The organism is Nocardia sp. Tas62D01, from assembly GCF_055232035.1.
The window spans coordinates 2,652,869-2,668,845 of sequence record NZ_JBUYUZ010000001.1; the positions used below are offsets into that span (position 1 = coordinate 2,652,869).

Annotated in this window: 14 protein-coding genes; 9 read left to right on the forward strand and 5 right to left on the reverse strand. The window is 67.6% G+C overall.

Annotated elements, in window-relative coordinates; translation table 11 throughout:
* Window positions 1-61: 61 nt before the first annotated feature.
* Window positions 62-4,309, forward strand: coding sequence for a molybdopterin-dependent oxidoreductase (locus tag ACV7NQ_RS12975; RefSeq protein WP_463359862.1), 4,248 nt, complete (start codon window positions 62-64; stop codon window positions 4,307-4,309).
* Window positions 4,310-4,363: 54 nt separating this feature from the next.
* On the opposite strand, the gene ACV7NQ_RS12980 is transcribed toward ACV7NQ_RS12975, so the two are convergent.
* Entirely contained in the window at window positions 4,364-5,398 is a 1,035-nt protein-coding gene (locus tag ACV7NQ_RS12980; protein ID WP_463359863.1) for an aldo/keto reductase, read from the reverse strand.
* 84 nt (window positions 5,399-5,482) lie between these two features.
* On the opposite strand from ACV7NQ_RS12980, the gene ACV7NQ_RS12985 reads away from it, so the two are divergent.
* Window positions 5,483-6,127: a TetR/AcrR family transcriptional regulator gene (locus tag ACV7NQ_RS12985; RefSeq protein WP_463359864.1), complete on the forward strand. Its 645-nt coding sequence runs from the start codon at window positions 5,483-5,485 to the stop codon at window positions 6,125-6,127.
* A 46-nt stretch (window positions 6,128-6,173) separates the two neighbouring features.
* On the opposite strand, the gene ACV7NQ_RS12990 is transcribed toward ACV7NQ_RS12985, so the two are convergent.
* On the reverse strand, window positions 6,174-6,752 hold the full coding sequence (locus ACV7NQ_RS12990; protein ID WP_463359865.1) for a TIGR03086 family metal-binding protein: 579 nt from the start codon (window positions 6,750-6,752) through the stop codon (window positions 6,174-6,176).
* A 184-nt stretch (window positions 6,753-6,936) separates the two neighbouring features.
* On the opposite strand from ACV7NQ_RS12990, the gene ACV7NQ_RS12995 reads away from it, so the two are divergent.
* Window positions 6,937-7,173: a hypothetical protein gene (locus ACV7NQ_RS12995; RefSeq protein WP_463359866.1), complete on the forward strand. Its 237-nt coding sequence runs from the start codon at window positions 6,937-6,939 to the stop codon at window positions 7,171-7,173.
* 127 nt (window positions 7,174-7,300) lie between these two features.
* Window positions 7,301-7,516 carry a hypothetical protein gene (locus ACV7NQ_RS13000; protein ID WP_463359867.1) on the forward strand — a complete coding sequence of 72 codons (216 nt, stop codon included), beginning with the start codon at window positions 7,301-7,303 and terminating at the stop codon, window positions 7,514-7,516.
* 35 nt (window positions 7,517-7,551) lie between these two features.
* Here ACV7NQ_RS13000 and menD read toward each other — a convergent pair whose 3' ends face one another.
* From menD to ACV7NQ_RS13015, 3 genes are all read right to left on the reverse strand, one after another.
* Window positions 7,552-9,195: a 2-succinyl-5-enolpyruvyl-6-hydroxy-3-cyclohexene-1-carboxylic-acid synthase gene (menD, locus tag ACV7NQ_RS13005; RefSeq protein ID WP_463359868.1), complete on the reverse strand. Its 1,644-nt coding sequence runs from the start codon at window positions 9,193-9,195 to the stop codon at window positions 7,552-7,554.
* A 331-nt stretch (window positions 9,196-9,526) separates the two neighbouring features.
* Window positions 9,527-9,973, reverse strand: a complete 447-nt coding sequence (locus tag ACV7NQ_RS13010) for a DUF6918 family protein (protein WP_463359869.1) — start codon at window positions 9,971-9,973, stop codon at window positions 9,527-9,529.
* A 143-nt stretch (window positions 9,974-10,116) separates the two neighbouring features.
* Window positions 10,117-10,773 (reverse strand): PaaI family thioesterase, encoded by a 657-nt coding sequence (locus tag ACV7NQ_RS13015; RefSeq protein WP_463359870.1) that lies wholly within the window; start codon window positions 10,771-10,773, stop codon window positions 10,117-10,119.
* A 114-nt stretch (window positions 10,774-10,887) separates the two neighbouring features.
* Between ACV7NQ_RS13015 and ACV7NQ_RS13020 the strand changes: the two genes are divergently transcribed.
* From ACV7NQ_RS13020 to ACV7NQ_RS13040, 5 genes are all read left to right on the forward strand, one after another.
* Window positions 10,888-11,781, forward strand: a complete 894-nt coding sequence (locus ACV7NQ_RS13020) for a 1,4-dihydroxy-2-naphthoyl-CoA synthase (protein WP_463359871.1) — start codon at window positions 10,888-10,890, stop codon at window positions 11,779-11,781.
* Between the two features lie 21 nt (window positions 11,782-11,802).
* Window positions 11,803-12,195, forward strand: coding sequence for a VOC family protein (locus ACV7NQ_RS13025; RefSeq protein WP_463359872.1), 393 nt, complete (start codon window positions 11,803-11,805; stop codon window positions 12,193-12,195).
* Between the two features lie 594 nt (window positions 12,196-12,789).
* Window positions 12,790-13,923, forward strand: coding sequence for an o-succinylbenzoate--CoA ligase (gene menE, locus ACV7NQ_RS13030; protein ID WP_463365649.1), 1,134 nt, complete (start codon window positions 12,790-12,792; stop codon window positions 13,921-13,923).
* 161 nt (window positions 13,924-14,084) lie between these two features.
* Window positions 14,085-15,077, forward strand: coding sequence for an ATP-binding cassette domain-containing protein (locus tag ACV7NQ_RS13035; RefSeq protein WP_463359873.1), 993 nt, complete (start codon window positions 14,085-14,087; stop codon window positions 15,075-15,077).
* Window positions 15,074-15,910 (forward strand): ABC transporter permease, encoded by an 837-nt coding sequence (locus ACV7NQ_RS13040; protein WP_463359874.1) that lies wholly within the window; start codon window positions 15,074-15,076, stop codon window positions 15,908-15,910. The genes ACV7NQ_RS13035 and ACV7NQ_RS13040 overlap by 4 nt, the downstream gene beginning before the upstream one ends.
* Window positions 15,911-15,977: the final 67 nt, after the last annotated feature.

Below are 15,977 nucleotides of genomic sequence, written 5' to 3' on the forward strand. Positions count from 1 at the left end.
CGGGAGGACGATTGTCATCTGGTGATAACGCTGGGTAAATGCGCTGCAACCGACGGTCGCCATGATCGGAGTCATGGTGGATGCAGCGACGGGTGGCTCAGCGGGCGTCGCTAGAACGGCCTGCTCATACTGCGGGGTCGGCTGCGGTATCACGGTGCAGACGCGGACCGACGCGACCGGTGCGCCGGTCATCGCGACGGTCAGCGGGGACAAGCTGCACCCCGCCAATGCGGGCAGGTTGTGCACCAAGGGCGCCACACACCTGGATTTGATGCGGACACCGGGGCGGATGGAGACCGCGTATCGTCGACCGGCGCGCGATCAGACACCGGTGCCCGTCCCGGTCGACGAGGCCGTGCAGGAGGCTGCGGCCCGTTTGCGCGCCATCCTCGACGAGCACGGGCCGGACGCGATCGCGCTGTATGTCTCGGGCCAGATGTCCATGGAAGCGCAGTATCTGGCGACCAAGCTGGCCAAGGGATACCTGCGGACCGTGCATATAGAGGCCAATTCGCGGCTGTGCATGGCCAGCGCCGGAACGGGGTATAAGCAGTCGCTCGGCGCCGACGGGCCGCCCGGATCCTACGACGACTTCGAGCATGCCGACCTGTTCTTCGTGATCGGCGCGAATATGGCCGACTGCCATCCGATTCTGTACCTGCGGATGGTCGACCGGCTCAAGGCCGGGGCGAAGCTGATCGTGGCCGATCCACGGCGCACCGACACCGCGGCGCGCGCCGACCTGTATCTCCAGATCGCGCCGGGGACCGATCTGGCCCTGTTGAACGGGCTGCTGCATCTGCTCGTCGAAAACGGTGATATCGACCAGGAATTCATTGCCGAGCACACCGAGGGCTGGGCGGCGATGCCCGAATTCCTCGCCGACTACCCGCCGGGCCGGGTCGCCGAGATCACCGGCCTGGCCGAGGCCGATATCCGGATCGCCGCACGCTGGATCGCCGGGGCGGGCGAATGGATGACGCTGTGGACGATGGGACTCAACCAGTCCACCCACGGCACCTGGAACACCAACGCGATCTGCAATCTGCACTTGGCGACCGGCGCCATCAGCCGTCCAGGTAGCGGGCCGTTTTCGCTCACCGGTCAGCCGAACGCGATGGGCGGGCGCGAAATGGGCTATATGGGGCCGCTTTTGCCCGGGCAGCGCAGCGTGCTCTCTCCCGCCGACCGCACCTTCGTCGAAACCGCATGGGGGGTCGAGCCCGGCACACTGCGCACCGAGGCCGGGCCGGGCACCATCGAGATGTTCCGCGGGCTGTCGGAAGGAAAGATCAAGGCCGCGTGGATCATCTGCACCAATCCCGTTGCCACCGTGGCCAACCGGAAGACGGTCATCGCTGGACTCGAAACGGCCGAGCTGGTGATCGCCCAGGATGCGTACACCGAGACCGCGACCAATTCTTATGCCGATCTGCTGCTGCCCGCCACCCTGTGGGCCGAAGCCGACGCGGTGATGGTGAATTCGGAACGCAACGTCACACTGCTGCAGCGTTCCGTCGATCCGGTCGGCGAGGCCCGCCCGGATTGGCTGCTGATCGCCCAGGTGGCCACCGCGATGGGGTTCGACGGCTTCGATTTCGGCTCCAGCGAAGCGGTTTTCGCCGAGACCCGGCGGTTCGCCAATTCCGCCACCGGATACGACCTGCGCGGCATGAGCTTCGACCAGCTCAGGAACGGGCCGATGCAGTGGCCGTGCGCCGAGCCCGGCCAACGGCGCAATCCGATCCGCTACCTCAATGATGGGGTCAGCCAAGAGCTTTTCGTCGACGAGACGGGCAACCGACCCCGGCTCGCGTTCGCTACGCCCAGCCGCCGTGCGGTATTTTGGCCGCGCCCGCACCTGGCGCCCGACGAAATGCCCGACGACGACTACCCTTTCGTGCTCAATACCGGCCGCTTGCAGCACCAGTGGCACACCATGACCAAGACCGGCAAGATCGACAAGCTGACCAAGTTGAACGGGCGGCCGTTCATCGAAGTGCATCCGGAGGATGCGCGGCGGCTCGGCATTCGGGCCGATGATCAGATCGAAATCGCCTCGCGCCGTGGACGAGCGGTGCTGCCCGCGCAGATCAGCGATCGGGTGCGACCGGGCGACTGCTTCGCGCCGTTCCACTGGAATGACGAACAGGGCGAGTACCTGACCATCAATGCCGTCACCAACGATGCGGTGGATCCGGCATCGTTGCAGCCCGAATTCAAGGCCTGCGCGGTGTCGTTGCGCCGGGTTGCGCCGGTCCCGCAGCGGGAATCTCCCGCCGCGCCCGAAGCCACCACCACGATCGAAACTTTGACCGGACCCGCCGCGGTCGCCCACCCGTTGGCGGTCATGCTCGGGCTGGATGCGGGCACGCCGCCGATGCTCAGCGAGACCGAGCGGATCTATCTCGCCGGATATCTCACTACGCTGCAATCGGTTCCGGTGACGGGACTGCCGGTGCTACCCGAGGCTGCGCCGCTGTCCGCGCACAGTCGGCTCTGGATCGATGGGCTGCTCGCGGGCATGTACTCCCGTGGCGCGGCGGTCACCGCCCCGGCCGACGACGTTGCGGCCGAGCTACCCATCACGATTTTGTGGGCTTCGCAGACCGGCAATGCGGAAGAGTTCGCGACCACGGTGGCCACCCGACTGGTCGAATGCGGTTACCTCCCACGGCTGCTCGACATGGACTCCTGCGCACTGAGTGCGCTGACCGGCGATGTGCTGGTCATTACCAGCACCTTCGGAGACGGCGGCCCACCCGATAACGGCGCCGACTTCTGGAACCGACTGGACAACAGCGCGATCCGTTTGACCGGCATGCGCTACGCGGTGTTCGCGCTCGGTGACTCCTCCTACGACGACTTCTGCGGACACGGCCGCAAATTGGATCAGAAGTTCGCCGAATACGATGCGACACGGCTGCTTCCGCGCGCCGATAACGAACCCGACTACGAGGAGCCTGCGGCACGCTGGCTCGACGATATCGTCGCCGTCCTCGGCGGCAGCGCAGAAGCCGATGCGCCCGACAGCGTTACACCACCGAACGATCCGGGTCCGAGCGGAGTTCGGCTGCCCGCGCGGCCGAACGCGCGCCCCGGCCGCCTGAACACCGTGGTGTTGACCCGCGCCGCCCCCGCGCTCGGCCGGAGCCAGCGCGTCGAACCGGCGCCGTTCACCCGTAACGCCCCGGTGGCCGCGCCGCTGGTGCGCAACGAGCCGCTCTCCCGCGCCGGATCACCGAAGGAAGTGCGGCAGTTCGGCTTCGATCTGCGTGACGCGGAAGCCGGGTACGAGGTCGGCGATTCGCTGGGCGTGTGGCCCGCCAATTGCGAGTCGATGGTCGCCGAATGGCTCGGCGCCACCGGACTGGACGGTCGCCGGATGATTGAAGTCGACGACCGAGACCTGCCGCTGGCCGAGGCACTGCGGACCCGCTTCGACATCACCCGGGTCGGCCACGACCTGCTGACCTTCATTGCCGACCGCAATCCGAACAATCAGCTCGCGAAGCTGCTGCGCCGCGACAATCGCAACGAACTCGACAACTACCTGTGGGACCGGCAGGCCGTCGACGTGCTGCGCGACTTCCCGGTGCGGGCCGATCTGGTCGAATGGCTCGGCACCCTGAAAAAGCTGCAGCCGCGCCAGTATTCGATCTCCTCCAGCCCGTTGGTCAGCCCGGATGAGGTGCAACTCACCGTCAGCGTCGTCCGCTACGGCGACCCGGCCGCGACCGGATCCGCGGCCCGCCGCGGCGGCGTGTGCTCGACCTTCCTCGCCGACCGGGTGAGCGATCCCGACACCGCGGTGCCGATCTTCCTGCACCGCGCCCCGCATTTCCGGCCGCCGCTCGACCCGACCGCGCCGATGATCATGGTCGGCCCAGGCACCGGAATCGCCCCGTTCCGCGGCTTCCTGCAGGAGCGCCGCGCCCTCGGCAGCACGGGCCGCAACTGGCTGTTCTTCGGTGATCAGCACGCGAGCCAAAACTTCTACTACCGCGCCGAACTGGAAGACATGTTCCGCTCCGGCTTCCTCACCCGCCTGGACCTCGCCTTCTCCCGCGACCAGCGCGAACGAATCTACGTGCAGCACCGGATGATCGAGCACGGGGCGGAGCTGTGGTCCTGGCTGTGCGACGGCGGACACTTCTACGTCTGCGGTGACGCCACCCGCATGGCCAAGGACGTGGACGACGCGCTGCTGCGGATCGCCCAGATTCACGGGAAGCTCGATGAAGACGGTGCGTTGGCCTTCAAGAAGCAGCTGGTCGCCGAAAGGCGTTACGTCCGCGACGTTTACTGATCACGGCCACGAGCGTCCCGACGTGACCCCTGGTGTCTACGCTCCGCACTTCGCCTACACCGCAGGCGGATTCAGCCGGGCAAAGTCGGGGAGGCGGTAGTACGGGTAGTAGGGGTAGGGCGGGGTGGTGGCGCTGGCCTTGTCGAGGCTGGCGATCTGGTCGGCGGACAGCTGCCAGCCGACGGCGCCGAGGTTCTGGCGCAGCTGTTCCTCGTTACGGGCGCCGACGATGACCGTGGCGATGGTAGGGCGGCTCAGTAGCCAGTTGAGCGCGATCTGCGGGACGGTTTTGCCGGTCTCGGCGGCGAGCTCGTCGAGGACGTCGACCACGTCGTAGAGCTTTCCATCGTCGACCGGCGGGCCTGCCTCGGCGGTCTGGTGCAGTCGACTGCCGTCCGGAAGGGGTTGGCCACGACGGATTTTGCCGGTCAGCCTGCCCCAGCCGAGCGGGCTCCAGACGACTGCGCCGACGCGCTGGTCCCGGCCGAGCGGCATCAGTTCCCACTCGTAGTCGCGGCCGATTAGCGAGTAGTACACCTGGTGCGCGACGTAACGGGTCAGGCCGTGCCGATCCGCTGCCGCAAGGGATTTCATCAGTTGCCAGCCCGCGAAATTGGAGGCGCCGAGGTAGCGGATCTTGCCCGCGCGCACCAGATCGTCCAGCGCCGCAAGGACTTCCTCGACCGGGGTGTACGCGTCGAAGGCGTGCAGCTGGAACAGGTCGAGGTAGTCGGTGCCGAGCCTGCGCAGCGAACCCTCGACCGCGCTGATCAGCCGGGTCCGGCCGGAACCCGCGTCGAAGGGGCCGGGTCCGGTCGGCAGGCTCGCCTTGGTGGACAGCAGTAGCCGATTGCGCCGCCCCTTGATGGCCGCGCCGAGCACCTCCTCGGACGCGCCGTCGGAGTAGACATCGGCCGTATCGAACATGGTGACGCCCGCCTCCAGGCTGATGTCCACCAGGCGCCTGGCCTGTTCGGCATCGGTGTCGCCCCAGGCGCTGAAGAGCGCTCCCCGACCGCCGAAGGTGCCTGCGCCGAAGCTCAGGGCCGGGACGAGCAGACCTGATGCGCCGAGCCGCCGGTACTCCATGATGACTCCTAAAGGGTCTACAGTTCTGTTAACAATGGGGACGCTACAACACCCTTCGTCGATAAATGAAACTGGAGTTCCGTTATGCCGCCTGAAGGGGTCGCCCCAGGCTCGGTCCGCCCGGGTGGGCGCACCGCACGGGTACGCGAGGCCGTGCTGCAAGCCGCCGGCGACCTCCTCGCCGAACGCGGCTTCGCACACCTCGATCTGGCCGAGGTCGCGGCGCGAGCCGAGGTCGGCAAGACCACGGCCTACCGCCGCTGGCGCACCTCGACCGGCCTGGTCACCGACCTACTCGTGGACATGGCCGAACAATCGCTGCCGCACGCCGACACCGGCTCATTGCTCGGCGATCTCACCGCCAACGCCCGACTGGTGGCCAAAACCCTCACCGACCCCCGCCAGGGCAAGCTCTTCCAAGCCGTCATCGCCGCCGTCACCTGCGACGACACCGCCGCCACCGCCCTGCGCCGCTTCTACGACATCCGCCTCACCGAATGGTCTCCGTGCGTCCACGCCGCCATCGCCCGCGGCGAAATCCCCGAGGGCACCGACCCCCGCGCCGTCCTCTCCGCGGTCTCCGCCCCGCTCTACTACCGCCTACTGGCGAGCGGCGACCCCATCGACGACGCCGCCGCGATCACCGCCGCGGCAGCCGCAGCCAATGCCGCAACGGCGGGCATCTTCGTAGCGGGAGCCAAAATCGAAGCAGGCCAGCACGACTCGTAGTCGCATCGGCAGACTTCGTTAAAGACGTTGCGCGGGTGCGATTTTGCTACAGCGTCCAGGCCGGATCTCGACCGGTGAGGCCGATTACGCGGTCCAGTGCCGGGGCGTCGGCGGGGACCGGAACGATCGGGCCGAAGAGGCCCGGGGTGCCCTCGGGTGGGGTTTCACGCAGGAATTCGAGCAGGATCGTCAGGTCCGCCGGGTCGTAGATCGGCGGCTGATCGGTGGCTCGGGCGAGGTCCCAGCCGTGCACGACCACTTCGTCCAGGGCGATCATCGCCATGACGGGCGCGGGCGCGGTGACGCCGCCGGCCTCGGTGTCGCCATCCCAGGCCGCTGGTTCGCGCCAGGCCGCCACCAGCTCTTTCAGCTGGGCGGGGATGATGGCTCGCCAGTCGTCGGGCAGTGTGGTATCTGGTGCGGCGGTCGGTGGGACGGACCGACCGACCGCCTCCTTGGTTGCCGCCTGCCGGAATGCCTCGGTCAGTCCGATGACGTGGACGAGCAGGTCACGCACGGCAGACGCGGCGCAGGGCGTGGCGGCGGTGATCTGGTCGTCGGTGATGCCTCCGACCACCGTTGCCAATGCCATGGCGGCCGGTTCGAAATCGAAGTTCGGGTTCATCGAGTCTCCTCGGTAGCGGACGTCTCCAGTCATTGAGACGACGTGCGCCATTGGAATTCATCGGTGCCGTCACGGATCGCCGGAGCCGCCGGGGTATCTCGCGCCCCGATGGAACCCGCCCGATCCGCCCTATCGCAACCAAGTCGTAGCGGCGAAAAGTGCTGGAAAAGCGGAGAATTGGGAGATGAAGGGCGATCGTGTAGAGATTGTCGTCGACTTCGGCGACGGGTCTCGAAGTTATGAAGTGGCCGCAACGCGGGCGGGGCGGCGAGTGGAAGTTCGCATCGCGCGGGGCGTGGTCGAGGTCAGCGAAGTGACGAGGACGGGAGTGGCGGTGCGTACCGCACGGTTCATGTCGGGCCGCACGCTGGCGCTGGTGGAATATCCGGCGAACAGTTCGGGGGCAGTCGAGGGCGAGTGAGTCACCGATGAGTAGCAGCGGGGTTGCCGCAACGCGCGGACCGGAGCATCCTCGACTCTGTCCGACTGTTGTCCACCTCCGTTGTGGATAACCCACGCAGGAGGCACCAGCGGAGAGGAGCGAACGAATGGCCGATCGCAGCACGCCCCGCGTCGTGGACGAGGTTCCGGAGGCCGACCTCGTTGAACAATCCATCCTGGCGTATCCGGATGATCCGGACGCCGACACCGGCATTGAGCAGGAGATCGGCGTCGCGGTCGATCGGGACGCCTTGAACGCCGACGCTGCCGATGTTATCGAACAGTCCATCCCGGTACCACTGGACGACGACTTCGACGCGTGACCGCGCCCATCCGGACGCGGGTGAAGTAGCTCGACTCAGGGCGCGATCTTGGCGCGTACCGTCGCGTGCAGCTCGCGCAGGCTCGACCGGTGGGTGAGCACCTCGAGCACCCGCGTGCCGTGTGCGTGCCCGGCCAACTCGACGGCCAGCTGCTCCGGATCGAGCTGGCTGTGCGGAATGCGGTAGGCGGCGCACAGCGCGGCCAGATCCATGCCGTGCGGGGTGCCGAACACCCGCTCGAATACCCCGGCATATTGCGGGTCACCCTGTTCGAGCAGCTCGAAGATGCCGCCGCCGCCGTCATTGGCGACCACGATGGTCAGATCGGCCGGGCGGGGTTCGCCGGGCCCGATCAGCAGGCCGGACGCGTCGTGCAGGAAGGTCAGATCACCCAGCAGCGCGATGGTGCGGCCGTCGTGGTGCAGCGCCGCGCCGACGGCCGTGGACACGGTGCCGTCGATGCCCGCGACACCGCGGTTGGACAGCACCGTGATACCCGGCCGGGGGTAGGACACCAGGGCCGCGTCGCGCACCGGATTGGACGCGCCGAGCAGCAGCTGGTCGCCCTCGCGCAGCGAGTCCATCACCACCGCCGCCACGTGCAGGCCGGTCGCCTTCGGGTGCACGGCGAGTTCGGCCCGGACCACCTCGGTCGCCCTCGCGCTGAGCTCACGGCAATGCGCCAGCCACTCCGGGCGCGATGCGCCGGTGGCAATCGCCCGGGTGCCGGTGCCGACCACATTGCCGGAGACATCGGGCCAGCGCGGCCCGGTGGTGACCGCGTAGACGGTGACGTTCGGATCGGCCAGCACCTTGGCCACCGGACGGTGCAGGGTCGGACGGCCGGTGATGATGGCCTGGCGCGGCTTCAGCAGCGGCAGCGCCAACGGGTGCAGCGCGGGGCCGTGCATGGGGGCGGTGGGTTCGGCGACGGTCGGCAGCTCGGACAGTTCCGGCCGGAGCCCGGCGCCGTGGCCGGAAATAACGACCGTGTCGGGGGTCAGGTCGATGTCGAGCGGCACATCGAGCGTCGCGTACTGGGTGAGCGTCCAGGCCCGTCCGCCCTCGCGTCCCTCGGGCGCGCACTCGCCGGGGGCGAGGTCGGGCACCAGCGGCTCGCGCAGCGGGATATCGAAATGCACCGGGCCCGCGTTGCCGGAGCGGGTGCCGCGGGCCGCGGCGAGCACCCGGCAGACCGCCGAGCGCCACAGGCTGTTCTGGTGCCCGTACGGTGCGCAGTCGGCGGACGCGGATTCTTCCTCGGCGAGGCCGAGGCTGATGGTGGTGCGGACCTGACTGCCGAACAGACCGAGCTGTTCCACGGTCTGGTTGGCGCCGGAGCCGAGCATCTCGTAGGGCCGATTGGCGCTGAGCACCACCAGCGGCACCCGCGCGTAGTTGGCCTCCAGCACCGCGGGACCGAGGTTGGCCACCGCGGTCCCCGAGGTCATCACGACCGGTACCGGCAGCCGACTGGCTACCGCCAGCCCGACCGCGAGGAAGCCCGCGGTCCGTTCGTCGATGCGCATGTGCAGCCGCAGTCGGCCCGCCGCATCCGCCGCCTGCACAGCGAAAGCCAGCGGCGCGTTCCGGGAACCGGGACACAGAACAACGTCCCGGACACCCCCCCGCGCGAGTTCGTCGACGACCACGTGCGCCTGCGCTGTAGACGGATTCACGACTCCAGCCTCGCAGACAGTTACCTCAACGTCTCCGTCACCCCGGTCACACCGAACGGCACACCAGCGCTGCCATCGATGTGCGACGCGAGACGTGCGACGTGCGAAAGCCCGTGCCTATCGCAGGCGCGCGAGCCCTGCCTGTGGGCAACAGCACCGATTTCGAGCGAAGCGAGATCGAGCACTAGAATTCGCGGCCCGGCTCGCGTCCGAGCGGCCGATGCGATTGCGACGTAGTCGCGAGCATCGGCCGCTCGGACGCGAGCCATCAAGGGGCCGCGAACAAGCAGCGCCGGAGGCGCTGCAATCCAACACCGTGCGCTTTACGAAATCAGTTGGCGTGCCGCTGGACCAGGTCACCCAGCCGAGGCAGGGCTTCGATGACGTTCTTCTTCGCCGAGGAACGCATCGAGGAGTAGACCTTGCGCAGCGCCGGACGGGTCGAGGCTTCGGCACGCTGGTCGGTCACCGTGAGCAATGCCTCGGCGACCTCGTCGGACTTGGCGACCAGCAGATCGGCGAATTGACCCGATCCGCTCGCCGTGTACTCCTGCCAGAAGGGGTCCAGCTGCGCGATGAGCTTGGGCGCCAAGGACTCCAGTGCGTCCGGCACGATCGACGGGCTGATCTTCTTGACCGCCGCGTATCCACCCTTCACGGCCAGGCCAGACGCACCACCCTTGTCCGACACCTCGGCGTCCAGAACCTCCTTGGCGTCGGCAAGGAAGGCCGTGCGCTTGGCCTCGTCGAGCAGGGATTCAGACAGTGCAGCAACCACTTTCAGGTTCCTCCGGATCGATGTCGATGAACGAGCGGTGGCAACTATACGCACTGGTGCGGGAGGTCACACGGTACTCACCCAGCTACGTGGCCGCCTCGCGTGCGCGCGGACCCGCGCAGAGTTGAAGGCGACCCCGCCGATCAGGGCTGCCACGGCAGCAGCTGCACCATCAATCCCTCACAATCGGCGAGCACATCGCCCTGCTCATCGACCAATTCGGCGGTGATGAAGGTCTTTCGGCCCTCGATCCGATCGACTCGGCCGCGCACGGTCAGCGGCGTCTCCAGCGGAGTGATCTTGCGGTAGTTCACGTGGAGATACGCGGTGCGGCTGATCGGCCTGCCCGCGTAGTGCACGATCATGCCGAGCAGGTCGTCGAACAACAGCGGAAGGACACCGCCGTGCGCCGCGCCGTTGCCCCCGAGGTGGAACCGGCGGAACTCGCCGGTCATCCGGATGCCGTCGGGACCGGCCTCGGCCACGTGCCACGGCAGCAGCAAAAGGCTGCCGCGCCCCGGCAATTCGACGGCGCGGCCTGCGGGTCCCTGCAGTTCGGGCGCACGGTGGGGCTCCAGCAGATCGATCAACTGACGCGCCTGAGTGAGCGCTTCGCCGAAGACCTCGTCGGTGGCGGCGACGGAAACGGCCAGATCCTGCAGCGTGCGCATGGCCTCGACGAACGGCCCGAAATTGGCCCCGATCTTCGCGGGGGAGACCTTGGGAAAGCCCCCGTGCTTCTCGTACCGGGTTTCATCCACCGCGCTCCGGTCGATAACCGGTTTCAATCGCTCGCTCATACCTGCACGGTAACGCGTAGTTTTACACCGTCAAGTCGAAGAATCCGGTGACCTGACTCCCGCCGCGGGAAGTCGCTGGCACCCGCCGCGAGAGCGGGGGCAATAATCACAGGCGTGACGTTCAATCCGAAGCTGTGGCGGCCCGTTCCGGGGTTCGAGAACCTGACCGACATCACCTATCACCGGCATATCGAGCAGGGCACAGTCCGTGTCGCGTTCGACCGCCCGGAGGTGCGCAATGCGTTCCGGCCGCATTCGGTCGACGAGCTCTACCGTGCACTCGACCACGCCAGGATGACCCCGGACGTCGGCGCCGTGCTGATCACCGGCAACGGACCGAGCCCCAAGGACGGCGGCTGGGCCTTCTGCTCCGGCGGCGACCAGCGCATCCGCGGCCGCAACGGCTACCAGTACGCCAGCGGCGAGACCGCCGACACGGTGGACCAGGCTCGCGCGGGCCGACTGCACATTCTCGAGGTGCAGCGCCTGATCCGGTTCATGCCGAAGGTGGTCATCGCGCTGGTCAACGGCTGGGCCGCGGGCGGCGGGCACAGCCTGCATGTGGTCTGCGACCTCACCCTGGCCAGCCGCGAGCACGCCAGGTTCAAGCAGACCGACGCCGATGTCGGCAGCTTCGACGGCGGTTACGGCAGCGCATATCTGGCCAAAATGGTCGGACAGAAATTCGCGAGGGAGATCTTCTTTCTCGGCCGTCCGTACACCGCCGAGGAAATGCACCAGATGGGTGCGGTGAACAAGGTCGTCGATCACGACGAACTGGAAAATGTTGCGCTGGAATGGACCGCGGACATCAACGCCAAATCCCCGCAGGCCCAGCGCATGCTGAAATACGCGTTCAACCTGCTCGACGACGGCCTGGTCGGCCAGCAGCTGTTCGCGGGCGAAGCCACCCGGATGGCGTACATGACCGATGAAGCCGTGGAGGGCCGCGATGCCTTCTTGGAAAAGCGCAAGCCGGACTGGACCCCGTACCCCTGGCACTTCTGACAACCAGACAAATAGGCTGAAATGGACATTCTGAGTAGTCGGATAATCCTGCGCCCGGCAAACCATGCCGAAACGCTCGCGTTCTATCGGGACGGACTCGAACTGGCCATTGCGCGCGAGTATCCGGGCGGCATGGTTTTCTTCGCTGGACAGTCTCTGGTGGAGGTGGCGGCGCACGGCGGAACGGGCGATTCCACGTCGTTCTCGGGCGCGATCTGGCTACAAGTGCGCGACGTTTCGGCCGCGGCCGCCGAGCTGGCATTGAAGGGAATCCCGATCGACCGCGCGCCGATGCGCGAACCGTGGGGCCTGATCGAGATGTGGACACGCGACCCGGACGGGGTGCCGATCGTGCTGGTCGAGGTGCCCGCCGAACACCCTATGCGGCGAGATTCGCGCTGGCCACCGGACTGAACGCGGTGCGACCGGCCGCGTGCGGCGGGTAGCCCGAGTTGCCAATGCCGAGCCCGGCGAGGACGATAACGCACGTGTGGCCGCCCGACCACCGATGCCCGGGCGCCGCCGCTGTGTACCCGTCCGACGAGTGAATCGCAGTCTCGATGCCTGGCGTACCTGAGTCCCATTCCTTCGGCGCGACCGCACCTGCCGCGCGCCGACCCAGCCAACCGACCCGTTCCGCGTGCGGTGGCGCGGCCATGACACGATCGCTGTCGTGAGGGAGCGCAGCGAACGAACCATGGGCGCAGCGTCCATACGAACGATGGAGCCGAGCGTCAGCGAGGCGGCGTCGTGAGAGAGCGCAGCGAACGAACCATGGGCACAGCGTCCATACGAACGATGGAGCCGAGCGTCAGCGAGGCGGCGTCGTGAGAGAGCGCAGCGAACGAACCATGGGCACAGCGTCCATACGAACGATGGAGCCGAGCGTCAGCGAGGCGGCGTCGTGAGAGAGCGCAGCGAACGAACCATGGGCACAGCGTCCATACGAACGATGGAGCCGAGCGTCAGCGAGGCGGCGTCGTGAGTACAACTTTGCGGACGTTGCCGATGCCGACCGGATCCCATGTCGGCGATGTGCTGCCACACTTGCGAGAAGCGTTGGAGGGCAACGGCCCCGCGTGGCTGCCGATTCCCACCAGTGACCGGCGCGAAGCCCAGCGCCTCAGTGACGGCGTGTCACCGGGCGAGCCGATCGAAGACGGCATCGCACTGGTGGTGACCACCTCGGGCACCACCGGCGTGCCGAAGGGCGCGATGCTCGGCGCGTCCGCCTTGCTGGCCAGCGGCGCCGCCACACACGACAGACTCGGCGGGCCGGGCAGTTGGCTACTCGCCCTTCCCACGCACCACATCGCGGGCATCCAGGTGCTGCTGCGCAGCATCCAGGCGGGCACCGAACCCACCGTGCTGGACGTGTCCGGTGGCTTCCTACCCGAAGCACTGGCCGGCGCCGTTTCCAGCATGCGCGGACCGCGCCGCTACACCGCGCTGGTGCCGACCCAATTGGTCAAGGCGCTCGACGCGCCCACCGCCGCGGCCGCACTCGCCGAACTGGACGCGGTGCTCGTCGGCGGCGCAGCCACCTCGCTGCCGCTGTATGAACGCGCGAAAGCCGCCGGTATCAACGTCGTTCGCACCTACGGCATGAGCGAGACCTGCGGCGGTTGCGTCTACGACGGCGTTCCGCTGGAGGGCACGCAGGTGCGCATCGAGGACGGCCGGGTGCTGCTCGGCGGCGCCATGATCAGCGCCGGCTACCGCGGCCAGCCGGATCATCCCGCATTCGCCGAACCGGGCTGGTTCCGCACCGAGGACGCGGGCACCTTCGAAGACGGCGTGCTCAGCATCAGCGGCCGCCTCGACGAGGCGATCACGACCGGCGGCCTGCTGGTGATCCCGCAGGTGGTGGAGGCGGTGCTCGGGACGCATCCGTCGATCAGCGAATGCGTGGTACTCGGCCTGCCGGACGAACGGTTTGGCCAGCGCGTCGCCGTTGTTGTCGTCCCGACCGCCGGAGCCACCCCGACACTCGACGAACTGCGCGAGCACGTCGTGCGCGAACTGGACTCCATCGCGGCCCCCCGCGAGCTGGCGCTACTGGACGAGCTTCCCCTGATCGGTCCAGGCAAGCCGAACCGTGCCAAACTCCGCGAACATCTGCTCGCCCAGTCGACGCACTGAGAGGCGTGTCCGCCGAACCTGAGCACATCGCTGCCGTCCACAGACCTGGATCGGCGGTGTAAGCGTCGAACACCGCCTTGCACGGGCAGGCATGCCGCTGCAAGCGAGCGCGACATCCTCATGCAAGGGCCATGCAAGACCGGAACACCAAAGTCTTACGCATGACTTCTTTCACACCCACTTCAGCGCTCGCCGTCGAGGCGGACCGCCTGGTCAAGGTGTTCGGGGAACAGCGTGCCGTCGACGGTGTCAGCCTGGCGGTTCCGCAGGGCTCGGTATACGGCGTGCTCGGACCGAACGGGGCAGGCAAGACCACGACCATCAAGATGCTGGCCACGCTGCTGCGTCCGGACGGCGGTAGCGCCCGCATCTTCGGCCGCGACGTCGTCGCCGAACCGACGGCCGTCCGGTCGCTGGTCGGCGTCACCGGGCAGTACGCCTCGGTCGACGAGGACCTCTCGGCCACCGAGAACCTGATCATCTTCTCCCGCCTGCTCGGCCTGAGCCGAGCCGACTCCCGCCGCAAGGCCGTCGAACTGTTGGCGGAGTTCGACCTCACCGAGGCGGCCGACAAGCCGCTGAAGAACTTCTCCGGCGGCATGCGCCGACGCCTCGATCTGGCCGCCAGCCTGATCGCGACGCCCCCGCTGCTGTTCCTCGACGAGCCGACCACCGGCCTGGACCCGCGCACCCGCGCCCAGATGTGGGAGACCATCCGCCGTCTGGTCCGCGAGGGCGCCACGGTGCTGCTCACCACGCAGTACCTGGACGAGGCCGATCAGCTGGCCGACCGGATCGCCGTCATCGACCGCGGCAGGGTGATCGCCGACGGCACCGCCGACGAACTCAAGGCCTCGGTCGGCGGCTCCTCACTGCACTTGTCCCTGGTCGATCGGGCCCAGCTCGAGGACGCCCGCCGCATCGTCGGCGAGTTCCTCGGCGCCGAAGCCCAGATCACGCCGGAGGCGGGCAGGCTCACCGCACCGCTGCGCGATGCCGGGATGACCGCAGATCTGCTGATTCGCTTGCGCGAGTGGGAGATCGCGGTCGACGAGATCACCGTCAGCAAGCCGAGCCTCGACGAGGTCTTCCTCACCATCACCGGCCACCCGGCCGAAGACGACACCAACGCCACCGAACGGAGCGCGGCATGACCACCATCACCGCCCCCGGCCCGGCACGCCACGCCGCGCCCGCATCCATCCCCGAGGTCAGCAATCGGATCTCGCTGCGCCAGACCGTGTCGACCTCGTTGACCATGGCCTACCGCGGCATCCTGAAGATCAAGCACAATCCCGAGCAGCTGTTCGATGTGACGATTCAGCCGATCCTGTTCACCGCGCTGTTCGCCTACATCTTCGGCGGCGCCATCGGCGGCAGCGTGTCGAACTATCTGCCGATCCTGGTTCCCGGCATCCTGGTGCAGACCGTCATCCTGACATCGGTCGTGACCGGCACCCAGTTGCGTGAGGATATGGACAAGGGCGTCTTCGACCGGTTCAAATCCCTTCCCATCGCCCGCATTTCGGCACTGGCCGGCGCGTTGATCGCGGACATGGTGCGCTACGCGCTGGCGACCACCCTGACCATCATTGTCGGCCTGTGCATCGGCTACCGGCCCGAGGGCGGCGTGGTCGGCGTCGTGGTCGCCGGTCTGGTCATCGTGGTCTGCTCGTTCGCGGTCAGCTGGATCTGGGCGCTGGTCGGCGTCACCGGCAAGAGCGCCGCTGGCGTGCAGGGCATTTCGATGATGGTGATGTTCCCGCTCACCTTCATGTCCGGCGCCTTCGCTCAGGTCGGCACCATGCCGGGCTGGATGCAGGCGATCAATCACGCGAACCCCGTGTACTACATGGTGAACGCGGCACGGGCTCTGATGAACGGCAATGTCTACGGCAGCGATCTGGCCTGGTCCCTGCTCGGCTCCGTGGTCGTGATCGCGATCTTCGCCCCGCTGAGCATCAAGGCGTACATGCGCAGGGCATGACCGCTGTAGGTCCTCGATACGAATGTCGCGGTGGGAGACCTGGAGTCACCCAGCGCGACATTCGGCA